The organism is Streptomyces sp. NPDC090045 (genome assembly GCF_044747975.1).
In the GTDB taxonomy this organism is placed as follows: Bacteria; Actinomycetota; Actinomycetes; order Streptomycetales; family Streptomycetaceae; genus Streptomyces.
In genome coordinates this window covers 416,541-432,366 of sequence record NZ_JBIVFA010000001.1, presented here as the reverse complement: position 1 = coordinate 432,366, position 15,826 = coordinate 416,541, and the positions used below count along the sequence as shown (strand labels likewise).

The window sequence follows — 15,826 nt, the reverse complement described above, 5'->3', positions numbered from 1 at the left end:
TCCCCGGCCCGCCGCGTTGCGCTTTTGCCGAACCTCAGCCCTGCAGCAGGACCAGATCGTCGCGGTGGACGACCTCCCGCTCGTACGCGGGTCCGAGTTCCCGTGCGAGCTCGCGAGTGGAGCGGCCGAGGAGCTGCGGGAGCTCCTTGGCGTCGAAGTTGACCAGGCCCCTGGCCACCGCGCGGCCGTCGGCCGCACGCAGCTCCACGGGGTCGCCGGCGACGAAGTCGCCCTCGACCGCGGCGATGCCGGCCGGGAGGAGCGAGCTGCCGCGTTCGGTGACGGCGCGCACCGCGCCGTCGTCCAGGACCAGGTGGCCCTGCGGGGTCGAGGCGTGCTGGAGCCAGAGCAGCCGGTCCGCCGAGCGGCGTCCGGTGGCGTGGAAGAGGGTGCCGGTCCCGCGCCCGGCGAGGGCGTCGGCGGCCTGGCTCGCGGAGGTCAGCACGACCGGGATCCCGGCGGCGGCCGCGATCCGGGCCGCCTCGACCTTGGTGACCATGCCGCCGGTGCCGACGCCCGCCTTGCCGGCGCTGCCGATCGAGACGTGCGCGATGTCCTCGGGTCCGTGGACCTCGTCGATGCGGGTGGTGCCGGGCAGGGACGGGTCGCCGTCGTAGAGGCCGTCCACGTCGGAGAGGAGGACGAGGAGGTCGGCGCGGACGAGGTGGGCGACGAGGGCGGCCAGCCGGTCGTTGTCGCCGAAGCGGATCTCGTCCGTGGCGACGGTGTCGTTCTCGTTGACGACCGGGAGGGCGCCCATGGCGAGCAGCTGGTCGAGGGTGCGGTACGCGTTGCGGTAGTGCGCGCGGCGGCTGGTGTCGTCGGTGGTGAGCAGCACCTGGCCGACGCGCAGGCCGTAGCGGGCGAAGGAGGCGGTGTAGCGGGCGACGAGCAGGCCCTGGCCGACGCTGGCGGCGGCCTGCTGGCGGGCCAGGTCCTTGGGGCGGCGGCGCAGGCCGAGCGGGGAGAGTCCGGCGGCGATGGCTCCGCTGGAGACGAGGACGATCTCCTTCTCGCCGCCGCTGCGGACCTTGGCCAGGACGTCGACCAGCGCGTCCACCCGGTCGGCGTCGAGTCCCCCGGCCGCGGTGGTCAGGGAGGAGGAACCGACCTTGACCACGATCCTGCGGGCGTCCACGACACCTTGCCTAGCCGCTGACACGTCTGTCCCCTTGCCCCTTGCCGAAATGCCTGCCACCTCAATCTACGGGGTGGTCCCGAAGGGCTGCTCGGGGGTTTCAGACCCTGGACGGGCCGTCGTGCGCGTGCTCCGGCTCGGGGGCCCGTGCGGCGCCCGGGACGAGGATCTTGCGGGAGAGCAGGAAGGTGAACGGGATGGCCACGATCGCCGCGACCAGCGGGGCGATCCGGGTGTCCATCCCGGCCCAGGTCACCAGGGCGTAGAGGCCGGCCGACTGGATCACGTAGTTGGTGACGTTCGTCAGCGGGAAGAGGAAGAACTTCTTCCAGGTGGGCCGGGTCCGGTAGGTGAAGTAGGTGTTCATGAAGAACGAGCCGACCATCGCCAGCACGAAGGCGAGGGAGTAGGCCGCGAAGTACGGCATCCACGGGTGCAGCAGGAGGTAGATGCCGAAGAAGGTGCCGGTGTTGACCCCACCGACGAGGGCGAAGCGGAAGATCTGGCCGAGCTGGTCCCTGCGGCTCATCGGGCGCTGCGCTCCACGATGGCGGGCTCCGCCGCCGGAGCGGTCCGGCCGTCGCGCGGGGTCTGCTCCGTGCCGTGCGACTCCTTCACCAGGAAGTGCGGGCGGCGCTTGGTCTCGTAGTAGATGCGGCCGATGTACTCGCCGATGAGGCCGAGCATGATCAGCTGGACGCCGCCCAGGCCCGTGATGATCGCCACGAGGGTGACGTATCCCGGGGACTCGACGCCGTTGGTGATCGCCATGATCGTGATCCACAGCGCGTACAGGCCGGTCAGGGCGACCAGCGACACGCCGAACCAGATCCCGATCCGCAGCGGCCGGTTGTTGAAGGAGATCAGGCCGTCCATGCCGTAGTTCAGCAGGGATCCGAACTTCCACTTCGTCTCGCCGGCCTCCCGCTGCGCGTTGCGGTAGTCGAAGTGGACGGTGTCGAAGCCGATCCAGGAGAAGAGGCCCTTGGAGAAGCGGTTGTACTCCGGGAGCGACAGCAGGGCGTCCACGGCCGGGCGCGACAGCATGCGGAAGTCTCCGACGCCGTCGGTGAGCTCCACGTCGACCCAGCGGTTGACGCCTCGGTAGTAGAGGCTGCTGAGGGCGGAGCGGAGCTTCTTGTCGCCCTCGCGCGTGCGGCGGGCGATGATCTGGTCGTGGCCCTCCTGGTAGAGCTCCAGCATGCGGGCGATGAGCTCCGGCGGGTGCTGGAGGTCGGCGTCCATGATCACGACGGCGTCGCCGGTGGCCTCGCGCAGGCCGGCGAGCATGCCGGCCTCCTTGCCGAAGTTGCGGCTGAAGGAGACGTAGCGAGTCCGGTCGCCGTGCTCGGCGGCGATCTTCCGCAGTTTGCCGAGGGTGCCGTCACGGCTGCCGTCGTCGACGTAGCAGATCTCGTACGCGACGGGGAGGGTGTCCAGGACCTTGCGGACCTCCGCGTCGAAGCTGTCGATGACGGCCTCTTCGTTGTAGCAAGGGACAACTACGGACAGCTTCGTCATGAACACTTCCTGCTGGGTCCGAACGGGTGATTGTCGGCGACCGGACCGGCCTCTCACCTCTTCCTTAGAAGTATGCACGGCGAGGGTGGAGCGTCGGTCGGCCTGCCGGTGCCGAGAGCGGTACACGGTAGCTTTGACGAGATAAGCGGAATGAGCTGAACGAAACGCAACGAAACGAAGGGATCGAGGTGCACGTGCCCGACGTCTCCGTGGTCGTCATCGTCTACAACGACGCAGAGCGTCTGTCGACAGCAGTCCAGTCCGTTCTGGACCAGACCCTGCACGGGGTCGAAGTCGTGATCGTCGACGACTGCAGCAAGGACCGTTCCTACGCGGTCGCCCAGGAACTGGAGGCCGCGCATCCGGGGAGAGTGCGCGCCTTCCAGCTGCCGGAGAACAGCGGTGGCTGCGGCGCGCCGCGCAACCACGGCATCCGGCAGGCCACCGGAACGTACGTGATGTTCCTCGACAGCGACGACGTCCTGGAGCGCAACGCCTGCCGGAACATGCTGCAGGCCGCCGAGCGGACCGGCTCCGACCTGGTGTCGGGCATGTGCGTCCGCGTGCACCTCGACAACCGCTGGGGGAAGACCACCGAGTGGTACCCCTGGATCTACTCGCGCACGCGCACGCTGGAATCGATCACCGAGTTCCCCGACCTGCTGGTCTACGACACCCTCTCCACGAACAAGTGCTACCGGCGCGCGTTCCTGCTGGAGCAGGGCCTGGAGTTCCCGGTCGGCATCCACTACGAGGACCTGCTCTTCTCCGCGCAGGCCTACGTGGCGGCCCGCCGCATCACGCTGATCCCGAACCACGTCTACTTCTGGAACGTGGTCGAGAAGGCCTCCGCCCTGTCGATCAGCAACCGGCGCCACGAGATCGCGAACTTCGTCCACCGGATGGAGATCCACCGCCGCGTCGACCAGCTGCTGGCGGCGAAGGGCCACGCGGACATCAAGTCCGCGAAGGACGCCAAGTTCGTCAAGCACGACCTGGTGCTGCACCTGCGCGACCTGCCGCTGCTGAGCGACGAGTACCGCCAGGAGTTCGCCCGGCTGGCCAACGGCTACCTCGCGGGGATCGACCCGACCGCGTACGAGAACGTCACCTACCTCCAGGCGATCTGCGCCTACCTGCTGGGCAAGGAGGACTGGGAGAACCTGCTCCCGGCCGCCGACGCCATGACCAACAAGGGCCGGCTCACCTCCCCGCTCGCCGAGCGCGACGGCCGCGTCTACTGGTGCGCGCGACACATCGACGGCCCCGACCCCGCCGAGGCCGCCGAGGCCCGCCGGATACTGGACGTCACCGAGCAGGCCTTCCACACGACCCCGCTCACCTCGCTCACCATCGGCAACCGCCTGACCTCGTACGAGGACGACGGCCGCGGCACCGTCACACTGTCCGGCTCGGTCGTGAATCCGCTGGGCCGGATCCCCGCCGACGCCGATCTGAAGGCCACGCTCGAGTTCAGGGCCCGCCGGCAGATCGGCGTGCGTTCCTTCGCCTTCCCGGTGGCAACCGTGCGCCACGCCGGTGACACGATCGAGTGGACCGGCACCGCCGACGTCGCGAGCACCGTCCGCCCCCTTGGCATCGTCGACGCCGTCTGGGACGTCCGCCTCAAGCTGACCGCCGGAAGCGAGCGGATCACCACCCGCGTCTCGGTCGGCGGCGTCGACCTGGACTCGGCGGCCCGGCTGCGCGTGCGCCCGCGGCTGACCCGGCTGGTCTCCGACCGCTTCGGGCCCGAGGTGACCAAGAAGGGCAACCTCAGCTACGTCCTGTCCGCCGAGGGCGCCGCCGCCGTCCGCACCCAGTCGCTGATCAACAACGCCATACAGGGCAAGGCGGCCGGCGTGGTCAAGCGGGGCCTGCGCAAGGCACTGCGGGCCCGCCGGAACATGGGCTCCGGCGAGCAGAAGGTGAAGCTCTACCACGAGGTCTTCTCGAAGCTGCCGATCAAGAAGGGCACGGTTGTCTTCGAGAGCCACATGGGCAAGCAGTACAGCGACAGCCCGAAGGCGATCTACGAGGAGATGGTGCGCCAGGGCGTGCCGTTCGAGGCGATCTGGTCGTACGCGGGCGCCAAGCCCACCGGCTTCCCCAAGGAGGCCACCCTGGTGCGGCGCTGGAGCTGGCCGTACCTGCGGGCCCTGGCCCAGGCCGAGTACTGGGTCGACAACCAGGGCTTCCCGCTGGCGCTGGCCAAGCGCCCGGGCACCACGTACATCCAGACCTGGCACGGCTCCGCGCTCAAGCGGATGGGCTTCCACGAGCCCCGCACCAAGGCACAGGGGCGGGCCGGCCAGAAGCGCTTCCAGGAGGCGGTCGACCGCTTCGACCACTTCCTGATCCGCTCCGAGCACGACACCCGCACCCTCGCCAAGGGCTTCCGGCTGCGCGACGAGGTGCTGCTGCGCACGGGTTACCCGCGCAACGACGCCCTCGTGGAGGCGCACCGGACCGAGGTGCAGAGCGGTGAGCGGGTCCGCGGACCCCTGGCCGCCGAGCTCGGCATCGACCCGGACAAGAAGGTGCTGCTGTACGCGCCGACCTTCCGGGCGGGTGCGGACGGCGCGGTGGAGGGGTTCACCTTCCCCTTCGACGTGGAGGAGTTCGCGGACCGGCTCGGTGACCGCTTCACGCTGCTGGTGCGGACCCACTACCTCAACAGCGTCTCGCTGCCGCCGTCGGTGGCCGGCCGCGTCCTCGACGTGTCCCGGCACCACGACATCACCCCGCTGCTGGCCCTCGCCGACGGACTGATCACCGACTACTCGTCCGTGATGTTCGACTACGCGGTCCTGGACCGGCCGATGCTGTTCTTCGCGTACGACTACGAGAAGTACGCGACGGACATCCGCGGGACGTACTTCGACCTGAAGGAGAAGGCCCCGGGCCCGGTGGTGGCCACGGCGGACGAACTCCTGCAGGCGATCGCCGCCTTCGAGGAGGCGGACGCCAAGTACGCCCAGGCGCGCGAGCGCTTCCTCGCCGAGTTCGGCGAGTACGACCGCGGGGACGCGGCCCGCCAGATCGTCGAGAAGTTCTTCACCAGGAGCGGCAAGTGAGCCAGGAGACCACCACCCCGGGCGGCCGTGACATCTTCATCGTCTCCAACAACGTGGACGAGCTCGGCGGCGTGACCACCTGGTCGCACCAGATGGCACGGCTGTTCACGGACCGCGGCCACCGCGTCCACATCGTCGGCATCGCCCCGGTCGCCGAGGAGATCCGGCAGAAGCTGCCGCAGGACCTGCCGTACGCGATGACCACGCTCTACGACGCCCACCCGCCGTCGGCCCGCCGACTGCGCGGGATCAAGGGCCGGCTGAACGCACCCGAGCGGCGCCGTCAGGCGGCCCGGCGGGCGAAGATGCGGGTCAAGGCGGAGCAGCTGAGCGAGCTGCTGCGCACGGCCCGTCCGGGCGGTGTGGTCATCGTCACGCAGGTCTGGGCGATGGAGTGGGTGGCGCTCGCCGACACCAAGGGGCTCACCGTCATCGGCATGAGCCACGAGTCGTTCGAGGCCAGCCAGAAGTCCACCCGCGGCGAGCGGGTCCGCCGCCACTACCCCGAGGTCGACCGGCTGCTGGTGCTGACGGCCGAGGACGCGGACCTGTGGATCCGGGCGGGCATGGAGAACGTCGGCAGCATGCCGAACCCGCTGCCCTTCATGCCCGACGCCCCTGCCCCGCGCACGGAGAAGGTCGTGGCCTGCGTCGGCCGCCTCGCCTTCGAGAAGGGCGTCGACCTGCTGCTCGACGCGTGGGCGGACGCCGCGCCGCTCCACCCCGACTGGGTCCTGCGGATCTACGGGGCGGGCGCGGAGGAGCAGGCACTGCGGGCGCACTGCACCTCGCTGGGCCTGGACGACTCCGTGGAGTGGATGGGCAGCACCGACGACGTGCTGGGCGCCCTGCGCGGAGCCTCGGTCTTCGCCCAGGCCTCGCGGGCCGAGGGCTTCCCGATCACGCTGCTGGAGGCGATGGCCGCGGGCGTTCCGGTGGCCGCCTTCGACTGCGCGCCGGGCGTACGGGAGATCGTCGAGCACGGCGAGGACGGGCTGCTGGCCCGGCTGGGCAACACGATGGAGCTGGCCGGCCACCTGCACGCGCTGATGTCCGACCGTGAACTGCGCGACCGGCTCGGCGACAACGCCTTCCACGCGGTGAAGCGGTACTCCAGCGCCGACATCACCGACCGGTGGGAAGAGCTGTTCACGTTCCTGGAGCGCTGACCGCTCCCGCCGCGCGACACGCGAAGCAGCCCGCCCCGGACGCGTCCGGGGCGGGCTGCTTCGTACGTGGCCTTCGCCGGCCGGTCAGGCCTTGTGGACGTCCGCGTGGCGGTCCGTGCGGGCGGCCTTGTTGGCCTCCCAGCCCGCCCAGGCGGAGGTGACCATCTCGCGGACGTCGTGGCGGGCCTTCCAGCCCAGCTCACTGGTGATCCTGTCGGCCGAGGCCACGACCTTCGCCGGGTCGCCGGCCCGGCGCGGGCTGATCACCGGCGGGTAGTCGTGCCCGGTGTTCTTGTTCAGGAGGGCCACCATCTCGGCGACCGAAACGCCCTCGCCGCGCCCGATGTTGACGGTGAGGTCCTTGTACTCCCCGGCCGCGCCCCACTCGGCGAGCTTGCGGGCCGCCGCCACGTGGGCCTCCGCGAGGTCCTCGACGTGGATGTAGTCGCGGATGCAGGTGCCGTCCGGGGTCGGGTAGTCGTCACCGAAGATCTTGGCGCCCTCGCCGGCGTCGTAGCGCTCGAAGACCATCGGGACCAGGTTGAAGACGCCGGTGTCGGCGAGCTCGGGGGTCGCCGCGCCCGCCACGTTGAAGTAGCGCAGGCAGGCCGTGGAGATGCCGTGCGCCTTGCCCGCGGCGCGCACCAGCCACTCGCCGGCCAGCTTCGTCTCGCCGTAGGGGCTCAGCGGCGCGCAGGGGGTGTCCTCGGTGACCAGGTCCACGTCGGGCATGCCGTAGACGGAGGCGGAGGAGGAGAAGAGGAAGTTGCGGATGCCGGCGTCGGCCACGGCCTGGAGCAGGACCGTCAGACCCTGCACGTTCTCGTGGTAGTAGTACAGCGGCTTCTCGACGGACTCGCCGACCTGCTTCTTGCCCGCGAGGTGCACCACGCCGGTGATCTTGTGCGCGCGGAGGGTCTTGTCCAGCGTCAGCCGGTCCAGGACGGAGCCGACCACCAGCGGGACGCCCTCCGGGACGCGGTCCTCCTTGCCCGTGGAGAGGTCGTCGAGCACGACGACCTTCTCCCCCGCGAGCAGCATCGCGCGGACGACGTGCGCGCCGATGTAACCGGCGCCACCGGTGATCAGAAACGTCATGTGTAACTCCTTGGTCCTGTCCGACTTCGGTGGAGAAAAGCGCAGCGGTGTGGAAGCGGCCGTCAGCCCGCCCCGCGGCCCGCCCGGGCCCGGTGGAGGCGGTTGCGCACGAGGTACAGCGCTCCCTCGGCGCCGGGCGCGAGGCGCAGCGCGAGGGCGCCGGCCCCCGTCCGGTAGGGCTGCGCCAGCAGAACACCGTACCGGCTGCTGGGCAGGGCCCGGCGGCGGAGCAGACTGCCCCCGGGGCGCAGGGAGGTGAACACCGAGCTCCCGTCGGCGCACTCCACGCGCACCCCCACGTTCCAGGCCTGCATCCTGCGCAGGCCCTGGCGACGGCCCGTGACGGCCAGATCGGCCAGGCGGAAGGGCAGCACGGCGATCCAGCCGCCGCCGCGGTCGGGGCGCAGCTCGACCGGCTGGGCGAGGACCGGCTCGGCCCCCGCTCGCGGGATGAAGCTCAGCTGCACGGTCCGGGGCCCGGCCTCGGCGAGGCGCCCGTACAGGTCGTGCAGGCGGACCCGGACGGCGCCGCGGCCGGCCGGTTCGGCGTCGACGGTGACGGGCAGTTCGGCGACCGGCAGCCCGGCCAGTCCGTCCAGCTCCACCGGGAGCTCCTCGCTCCACACCGGGGCGCCGGTGGGGCCGACCGCGTACGGGGGCAGCAGCCGCGGAGGTTCGGCGGCCAGCCGGGTGAGCCGGCCGACGTCGGCGGGCGGGGTCGCGGTGGCGCGCAGCACCCGTACGATCCAGCGGGCGTGGGCGGCGGCGGACTCGACGTCGGCGTCGGCGAAGGTGTCGAGGTACTCGCGGGTGAGGGTCCACCAGTCGGCCTGGTACCCGGGGTCCTTGCCGAGCTCGCGCAGGTACATGCGCAGGTCGTACTCCAGGAACTTCACCTGGCAGGCGCTGCCCAGCTCCGGGGAGGCGGCGGCGAGGGTCCGGGCCGCCGTGCGGTGCGCCTCGACGCGGGAGCGCCAGTTCCCGACGTCCTTGCGGTCCAGGGAGATCGACACCTGGGCGGCGCTGCGCCGCACGTGCCACACGTAGACGAGGTCGCCGGTGACGGCGATGCGGGGGGCCGCGGCCAGGACGCGCGCGGTGAAGACGAAGTCCTCGTAGACGAACCGGCCGTCGGGGAAGCGCAGGCCGTGCTCCTCCAGGAAGGCGCGGGCGTAGAGCTTGTTGACGCAGAGGGTGTCGCGGACGAGCTCGGGCCGGTCCGCCGGCCGCTCGATGACGTCGCCGGGCGTGTAGAGCCCGGGCATCCACGGCACGTCGTGCTGCTGGGGCAGCTCGCGCCGGACCGCCGCGCCGACGGTGACGGGGGCGCCGTGCTGCTCTGCGGTGCGCACCAGGGCGTCGGCCGCACCCGGTGGCAGGACGTCGTCGCTGTCCAGGAAGAGGACGTACTTCCCGGACGCGACCGCGATCCCGTCGTTGCGCGGGGTGCCGCACCCCCCGCTGTTCTCCGTGCGGTGCACGACCTTCAGGCGGGGGTGCGCGGCCGCCAGCTCGTCCAGCACCCGCGCGGTGCCGTCGGACGAGGCGTCGTTCACCGCGATGACCTCGGTGACCACCGGGCCCTGGGCGAGGGCCGAGGAGACGGCCTCGCCCACGAGCCCGGCGTCGTTGTACGCGATGACCACGACGGAGACCGTGGGGAGGTTGCTGCTGTTCACCCGAAGGATCCTAGGCGACCCACATAAAGACGCCTTCAAACCCTCCGGGTCGGATTCCCTCGGAAGGGGACTAGAACGGCCGGAATTCGTCGTACTCCTTCTGCGCCGAGTCCCCGCGCTGGGCTTCCTTGTCCTTGCGGCGGGTGGTGGCCGGACGCGGGGCGTCCAGACGGTGGTCCTCGCCGCGGCGGCCCAGCATCTCGGCGCCGGCCATCACGGTCGGCTCCCAGTCGAAGACGACCGCGTTCTCGTCGGAGCCGATGGCCACGCCGTCACCGGCGCGGGCGCCGGCCTTCTTGAGCGCCTCCTCGACGCCGAGGCGGTTGAGGCGGTCGGCGAGGTAGCCGACGGCCTCGTCGTTGTTGAAGTCGGTCTGGCGGACCCAGCGCTCCGGCTTCTCGCCGCGCACGTTGTAGACGTCCTCGACCTCGTCGTAGGTGACGGTGAAGCCGGCGTCGTCCACGGCCTTCGGACGGATGACGATGCGGGTCGCCTCCTCCTTCGGCTTGCGGGCGCGGGCCTTGGCGATGCCCTCGGCGAGGAAGTAGGAGAGCTCCTTCAGACCCGTACGGGCGACCGCGGAGACCTCGAAGACCTTGTAGCCGCGCGCCTCCAGGTCCGGGCGGACCATGTCGGCGAGCTCCTGGCCGTCCGGGATGTCGACCTTGTTCAGGACGACGAGGCGCGGGCGCTTCTCCAGGCCGCCGCCGTAGAGCTTGAGCTCCTCCTCGATGACGTCGAGGTCGGCGATCGGGTCGCGGTCGGACTCCAGGGTGGCGGTGTCCAGGACGTGCACGAGCACCGAGCAGCGCTCGACGTGGCGCAGGAACTCCAGGCCCAGGCCGCGGCCCTGGCTGGCGCCGGGGATCAGGCCGGGGACGTCGGCGATCGTGTAGACGGTCGAGCCGGCGGTGACGACGCCCAGGTTCGGGACCAGGGTGGTGAAGGGGTAGTCCGCGATCTTCGGCTTGGCCGAGGAGAGCACCGAGATCAGCGAGGACTTGCCGGCGCTCGGGAAGCCGACCAGCGCCACGTCGGCGACGGTCTTGAGCTCCAGGACGATGTCGCCGGTGGTGCCGGGGACGCCGAGGAGCGCGAAGCCGGGCGCCTTGCGGCGGGCGGAGGAGAGCGCGGCGTTGCCGAGACCGCCGCGGCCGCCCTCGGCGGCCACGTAGGTGGTGCCCTGGCCGACGAGGTCGGCGAGGACGTTGCCCTCCTTGTCGAGGACGACGGTGCCGTCCGGCACGGGCAGGATCATGTCCTGGCCGTCCTTGCCGGAGCGGTTGCCGCCCTCGCCGGGCTTGCCGTTGGTGGCCTTGCGGTGGGGGCTGTGGTGGTAGTCGAGCAGGGTGGTGATCGCCTGCTCCACCACCAGGATGACGTCGCCGCCACGGCCGCCGTTGCCGCCGTCGGGGCCGCCGAGCGGCTTGAACTTCTCCCGGTGAACGGAGGCGCAGCCGTGGCCCCCGTTACCCGCGGCGACGTGCAGCTCGACGCGGTCCACGAAGGTGGTCATGGTTGTTCCTCCAGTTACATGCGGGAATGTCCCGGACAGGCCTTGCTGTCCATTAAAACGTCTGTACGTACCAACGCGCCGAGGGCGGACCTCTCTTCCCGGCTGACGCCGGGAAGAGCTGAGATCCGCCCTCGGGAAGTTACGAACGCTTGATCAGCCGAAGCTGGATCAGGCGGCCGGAACGATGTTGACGACCTTGCGGCCACGGTGCGTGCCGAACTGCACAGCACCCGCCTGCAGCGCGAACAGCGTGTCGTCGCCACCACGGCCGACACCCGAACCCGGGTGGAAGTGGGTGCCACGCTGGCGGACGAGGATCTCGCCGGCGGAGACGACCTGACCGCCGAAGCGCTTCACGCCGAGCCGCTGGGCATTGGAGTCGCGCCCGTTCCGGGTGGACGATGCGCCCTTCTTGTGTGCCATGTCTCAGTCCCTCTTACTTCGCAGCCGCGGGGATACCGGTGACCTTGATCGCCGTGTACTGCTGGCGGTGACCCTGGCGACGGCGGTAGCCGGTCTTGTTCTTGTAGCGCAGGATGTCGATCTTGGCGCCCTTGTGGTGGTCCACGACCTCGGCCGTGACCTTGATACCGGCCAGCACCCACGGGTCGCTGGTCACGGCTTCGCCGTCGACAACGAGCAGGGTCGAGAGCTCGACCGTGTCGCCAACCTTGGCAGTGGAAATCTTGTCAACCTCAACGATGTCGCCGACAGCAACCTTGTGCTGGCGACCACCGCTGCGCACGATGGCGTACACGCGGATCTCTCTCTCACTCGGGACGGATGCTCCTGAAGCCAGCCGCTCAGGCGGGCCGGGGCCCACGCTGATCCGGATTGGACGAGCGGCCTCTCCCGTACGGCGCTTGCGCGCGGAGTAGCGGGAGGAAGGTGCTCAGGAGCGCGGCGCACGCTGGACGGATTCGTCCAAGACACGCCGACGGTCTAGGTTACGGGGCCGGTTCCGGAGGGTCAAACCGGGCCCCGCACGGCCGTGGGCCCCGCCGCTCGGCGGGGCCCACGGTCACGTGACGGATCAGGCTTCGGCCGGAGCCGAGACGGACGGGGCAGCCTGCTGCTCCGCCGCCGCGGTCTTCTTCGTCGCCCGCTTCGTCGCGGTCTTCTTGGTCGTGGCCGTCTTCTTGACCGCGGTCTTCTTGGCGGCCGCCGCCTTCTTGGCCGGGGCCTTCTTCGCCGCGGTCGCCTTCTTGGCCGGAGCCTTCTTGGTGGCCTTCTTCGCCGGTGCGGCCTCCTCGGCCGGTGCGGCCTCCTCGACGGGCGCCGGGGCCTCGGTCACCGGAGCGGCCTCGAGGACCACCACGGCGGCCTCTGCCGCGCCCGCCGGGGACCCCGCGGGTGCGGTGGCCTTACGGGTGGCACGCCGGCGCGGACGGGCCGGTGCGGCCTCCGCCACGGGGGCCTCCTCGACCACGGCCACGGGCTCGGGCTCGACGACGGCCGGCTCGGGCTCGACGACGGGCTCGGGCTCCGGTACGACGACCGGCTCCGGGGCCACCTCGGCCGCGGGGGCCGGGGCGCCCGCCGGGGCGGTGGCCTTACGGGTCGCACGGCGACGGGTACGGCCCTTGGGGGCCTCCTCCGCCACCGGCTCCGCGACGGCCTCGGCCACGGGCTCGGCCACGGCTTCGACGACGGCCTCCGCCTCGGGCTCGGGCACCAGCACCGTGTCGGCCGGCTCGATCACCGGCTCGGCCTCGGCCACCGGGGCCTGCTCCGCGGCGACCGCACCGCGCGGGGCGCCCGCCGGAGCGGTCGCCTTGCGGGTGGCGCGGCGCCGGTTGCGGCGGCTGCTGATGCCCGCGGCGGCCTCGGCCTCGGCCGGGCTGCTGTAGAGCTCCTCGTCCGCGACGAACTCCGGCTCGGGCAGGGCGCGGGGCGCGGCGGCCTCGGCGGCCACCTCCGCCTCGGACTCGAACGCCTCGGTGTCGACCGCCTCGACCGTCTCGACCTCGTGGTCGTGCTGGTCGAACTCACCGCGGCCACCGCGGCGCTTCGAGCGCTTGCCGTTGCCACCGCCGCCGATCGCGGTCGGCGTCTCCATGTGCACGATGACACCGCGGCCGTTGCAGTGGACGCAGGTCTCGGAGAAGGACTCCAGCAGACCCTGGCCCACCCGCTTGCGGGTCATCTGGACCAGGCCCAGCGAGGTGACCTCGGCCACCTGGTGCTTCGTACGGTCGCGGCCCAGGCACTCCAGCATGCGCCGCAGGACCAGGTCGCGGTTGGACTCCAGGACCATGTCGATGAAGTCGATGACGACGATGCCGCCCAGGTCGCGCAGCCGCAGCTGGCGCACGATCTCCTCGGCCGCCTCCAGGTTGTTCCTGGTGACGGTCTCTTCGAGGTTGCCGCCCTGACCGGTGAACTTGCCGGTGTTGACGTCGATGACGATCATCGCCTCGGTCTTGTCGATCACAAGCGAGCCGCCCGAGGGCAGCCACACCTTGCGGTCGAGCGCCTTGGCGAGCTGCTCGTCGATCCGGTACGTCGCGAAAACGTCGACCTCGGAGGTCCAGCGGGACAGCCGGTCGGCCAGGTCCGGGGCCACGTGGTTCACGTAGCCGTGGATGGTCTCCCATGCGCCGTCACCGCTGACGATGACCTTCGAGAAGTCCTCGTTGAAGATGTCGCGCACGACGCGGACGGTCATGTCCGGCTCGCCGTAGAGCAGGCTCGGCGAAGAGGTCGAGATCTGCTTCGACTTCTTCTGGATGTCCTCCCACTGGGCCTGCAGACGCTCGACGTCGCGGCGCAGCTCGTCCTCGCTCGCGCCCTCGGCGGCGGTGCGCACGATGACGCCCGCGTCCTCGGGGACGATCTTCTTGAGGATGGTCTTCAGGCGCGCGCGCTCGGTGTCGGGCAGCTTGCGGCTGATGCCGGTCATCGAGCCCTCGGGCACGTAGACCAGGTAGCGGCCGGGCAGCGAGACCTGGCTGGTCAGGCGGGCGCCCTTGTGGCCGATCGGGTCCTTGGTGACCTGCACGAGGACCGACTGGCCGGACTTGAGGGCGGACTCGATGCGGCGCGGCCCGTTGGCCATGCCGAGCGCCTCGAAGTTGACCTCACCGGCGTACAGGACCGCGTTGCGGCCCTTGCCGATGTCGATGAAGGCGGCCTCCATCGACGGCAGCACGTTCTGGACCTTGCCCAGGTAGACGTTGCCGACGTACGAGGTGGCTTCTTCCTTGTTGACGTAGTGCTCGACGAGCACGTTGTCCTCGAGGACGCCGATCTGGGTGCGCTCGCCGGACTGGCGGACGACCATGACGCGCTCCACGGCCTCACGGCGGGCCAGGAACTCGGCCTCGGTGATGATCGGGACGCGGCGGCGGCCCTGCTCGCGGCCCTCGCGGCGGCGCTGCTTCTTCGCCTCCAGGCGGGTCGAGCCCTTGATGGACTGGACCTCGTCGGACGGCTCGGCCTTCTCGCGCGCCGGGCGGGGCTCGCGGACCTTGACGACGGTGCGGACACCGTCGTCCTCGCCCGCTTCGGCGGCCTCGCCGGCGGTGTCGCCACTGCGGCGACGGCGACGGCGGCGACGGCGGCTGGAGCTGGAACCGAGGGCCTCTTCGGCCTCGTCCTCTTCCTCCTCGTCGGCCTCCTGCTCGGCGGACTCGGCCTCTGCCTCGGCCTCCTCCTCGGCGGATTCGTCGAGGTCGGCGGCCTCACCGCGGCGACGGCGACGGCCTCCACGGCGGCGGCGGCGCGACGGGCGCTCGCCCGACTCGTCGCCCTCCTCGAACTCCGCGGACTCCTCTTCGAGCTCGGCCTCGGGCTCCTCCTCGGCGAGGACCTCGGGGAGGGAGACCGGCGCGGACTCGGCGGCCGGGGCGGGCTCGGCGGCGCCGCGACCACGGCGACGGCGGCGGCCGGCCGGCTGCGGGGCGGGGGTCTGGACGACCTCGGCCTCGACCTCCGTCTCCTCCTCCTCGACCTCGTCGGCCGGGGCGGCGGCGCGGGCGGCCGCGGCGGCCATGGCGGCCGTCTCGGGGGTCTGGAACATCGGCTCGGCGAAGACCGGGGCCTGGAAGACGGCCACGGCGGGGCGCGCGGCGCGGCGGGCGCGGGCCGGGGCGGCGGGCGCCTCGGGCTCGGCGGCGGCGGGCTGCGCGGCGGCGGCCGGGGCGGTGGTGGAGCGGGTGGCGCGGCGGCGGCCGCCGCGCTTCGGGGAGTCCAGGGCGTCGGCGACGGTGAAGGCGCGGGAGGCGGCCTTGGGGGGCTCCTCCGCGACCGGCTCGGCCTCGGCGGCCGGGGTCTCGACGACGGCGGCGGCCTCGGCGGCCGGAGCGGCCGGGGCGGTCACGGCGCGGGTGGCACGGCGACGGGCACGCGGAGCGGGAGCGGCCGGGGCCTCCTCCTCGACCACGGGCGCGGCCTCGGCCACCGGGGCCTCGACGACGGCGGCGGCCTCCGCAGCCGGAGCGGCCACGGCACGGGTCGCACGACGACGGGCACGCGGAGCCGGAGCGGCCGGGGCCTCCTCCTCGACCACGGGCGCGGCCTCGACCACGGGAGCCTCGACGACGGCGGCGGCCTCCGCAGCCGGAGCGGCCACGGCACGGGTCGCACGACGACGGGCACGCGGAGCCGGAGCGGCCGGGGCCTCCTCC

At 71.7% G+C, this 15,826-nt stretch carries 11 protein-coding genes; 2 read left to right on the top strand and 9 right to left on the bottom strand.

Going from position 1 to position 15,826, the window contains the following annotated elements:
- Positions 1-34: 34 nt before the first annotated feature.
- The 3 genes from proB to ACIPYQ_RS01910 all read right to left on the bottom strand — a co-directional run bounded on the left by proB (position 35) and on the right by ACIPYQ_RS01910 (position 2,659).
- Positions 35-1,162, bottom strand: a complete 1,128-nt coding sequence (proB, locus tag ACIPYQ_RS01920) for a glutamate 5-kinase (protein ID WP_401245280.1) — start codon at positions 1,160-1,162, stop codon at positions 35-37.
- A 76-nt stretch (positions 1,163-1,238) separates the two neighbouring features.
- Positions 1,239-1,667, bottom strand: a complete 429-nt coding sequence (locus ACIPYQ_RS01915; RefSeq protein WP_351592467.1) for a GtrA family protein — start codon at positions 1,665-1,667, stop codon at positions 1,239-1,241.
- Positions 1,664-2,659: a glycosyltransferase family 2 protein gene (locus ACIPYQ_RS01910; protein WP_401245278.1), complete on the bottom strand. Its 996-nt coding sequence runs from the start codon at positions 2,657-2,659 to the stop codon at positions 1,664-1,666. Before ACIPYQ_RS01910 ends, ACIPYQ_RS01915 begins: the two co-directional genes overlap by 4 nt.
- A 188-nt stretch (positions 2,660-2,847) precedes the next feature.
- Here ACIPYQ_RS01910 and ACIPYQ_RS01905 point away from each other — a divergent pair, with 188 nt between their 5' ends.
- Together ACIPYQ_RS01905 and ACIPYQ_RS01900 are read left to right on the top strand one after the other, a co-directional pair.
- The gene (locus ACIPYQ_RS01905; protein WP_401245276.1) at positions 2,848-5,736 is read left to right on the top strand and encodes a CDP-glycerol glycerophosphotransferase family protein; all 2,889 of its coding nucleotides are present in this window, start codon (positions 2,848-2,850) and stop codon (positions 5,734-5,736) included.
- Complete coding sequence (locus ACIPYQ_RS01900) at positions 5,733-6,905, top strand: glycosyltransferase (RefSeq protein ID WP_361760129.1); 1,173 nt, start codon at positions 5,733-5,735, stop codon at positions 6,903-6,905. The genes ACIPYQ_RS01905 and ACIPYQ_RS01900 overlap by 4 nt, the downstream gene beginning before the upstream one ends.
- An 84-nt stretch (positions 6,906-6,989) precedes the next feature.
- Here ACIPYQ_RS01900 and galE read toward each other — a convergent pair whose 3' ends face one another.
- The 6 genes from galE to ACIPYQ_RS01870 form a co-directional block, all read right to left on the bottom strand.
- The gene (gene galE / locus ACIPYQ_RS01895; RefSeq protein ID WP_361760126.1) at positions 6,990-8,003 is read right to left on the bottom strand and encodes a UDP-glucose 4-epimerase GalE; all 1,014 of its coding nucleotides are present in this window, start codon (positions 8,001-8,003) and stop codon (positions 6,990-6,992) included.
- Positions 8,004-8,065: 62 nt separating this feature from the next.
- A complete protein-coding gene (locus ACIPYQ_RS01890) occupies positions 8,066-9,682 on the bottom strand; it encodes a glycosyltransferase family 2 protein (RefSeq protein ID WP_401245273.1) in 1,617 nt (538 codons plus the stop codon).
- Positions 9,683-9,752: 70 nt separating this feature from the next.
- The gene (obgE, locus tag ACIPYQ_RS01885; protein WP_361760120.1) at positions 9,753-11,198 is read right to left on the bottom strand and encodes a GTPase ObgE; all 1,446 of its coding nucleotides are present in this window, start codon (positions 11,196-11,198) and stop codon (positions 9,753-9,755) included.
- 168 nt (positions 11,199-11,366) lie between these two features.
- Complete coding sequence (gene rpmA / locus ACIPYQ_RS01880) at positions 11,367-11,621, bottom strand: 50S ribosomal protein L27 (protein ID WP_030027134.1); 255 nt, start codon at positions 11,619-11,621, stop codon at positions 11,367-11,369.
- A gap of 13 nt (positions 11,622-11,634) precedes the next feature.
- Complete coding sequence (gene rplU, locus ACIPYQ_RS01875) at positions 11,635-11,955, bottom strand: 50S ribosomal protein L21 (RefSeq protein WP_030013082.1); 321 nt, start codon at positions 11,953-11,955, stop codon at positions 11,635-11,637.
- Between the two features lie 276 nt (positions 11,956-12,231).
- A partial coding sequence (locus ACIPYQ_RS01870; RefSeq protein WP_401245270.1) for a ribonuclease E/G occupies positions 12,232-15,826 on the bottom strand: 3,595 nt, incomplete at its 5' end.

What these genes read in the sequence shown, in the direction of transcription:
- ACIPYQ_RS01915 (WP_351592467.1), bottom strand. Translation starts at nt 1,667, where the DNA reads ATGAGCCGCAGGGACCAGCTCGGCCAGATCTTCCGCTTCGCCCTCGTC.
- ACIPYQ_RS01910 (WP_401245278.1), bottom strand. Translation starts at nt 2,659, where the DNA reads ATGACGAAGCTGTCCGTAGTTGTCCCTTGCTACAACGAAGAGGCCGTC.
- galE (WP_361760126.1), bottom strand. Translation starts at nt 8,003, where the DNA reads ATGACGTTTCTGATCACCGGTGGCGCCGGTTACATCGGCGCGCACGTC.
- obgE (WP_361760120.1), bottom strand. Translation starts at nt 11,198, where the DNA reads ATGACCACCTTCGTGGACCGCGTCGAGCTGCACGTCGCCGCGGGTAAC.
- rpmA (WP_030027134.1), bottom strand. Translation starts at nt 11,621, where the DNA reads ATGGCACACAAGAAGGGCGCATCGTCCACCCGGAACGGGCGCGACTCC.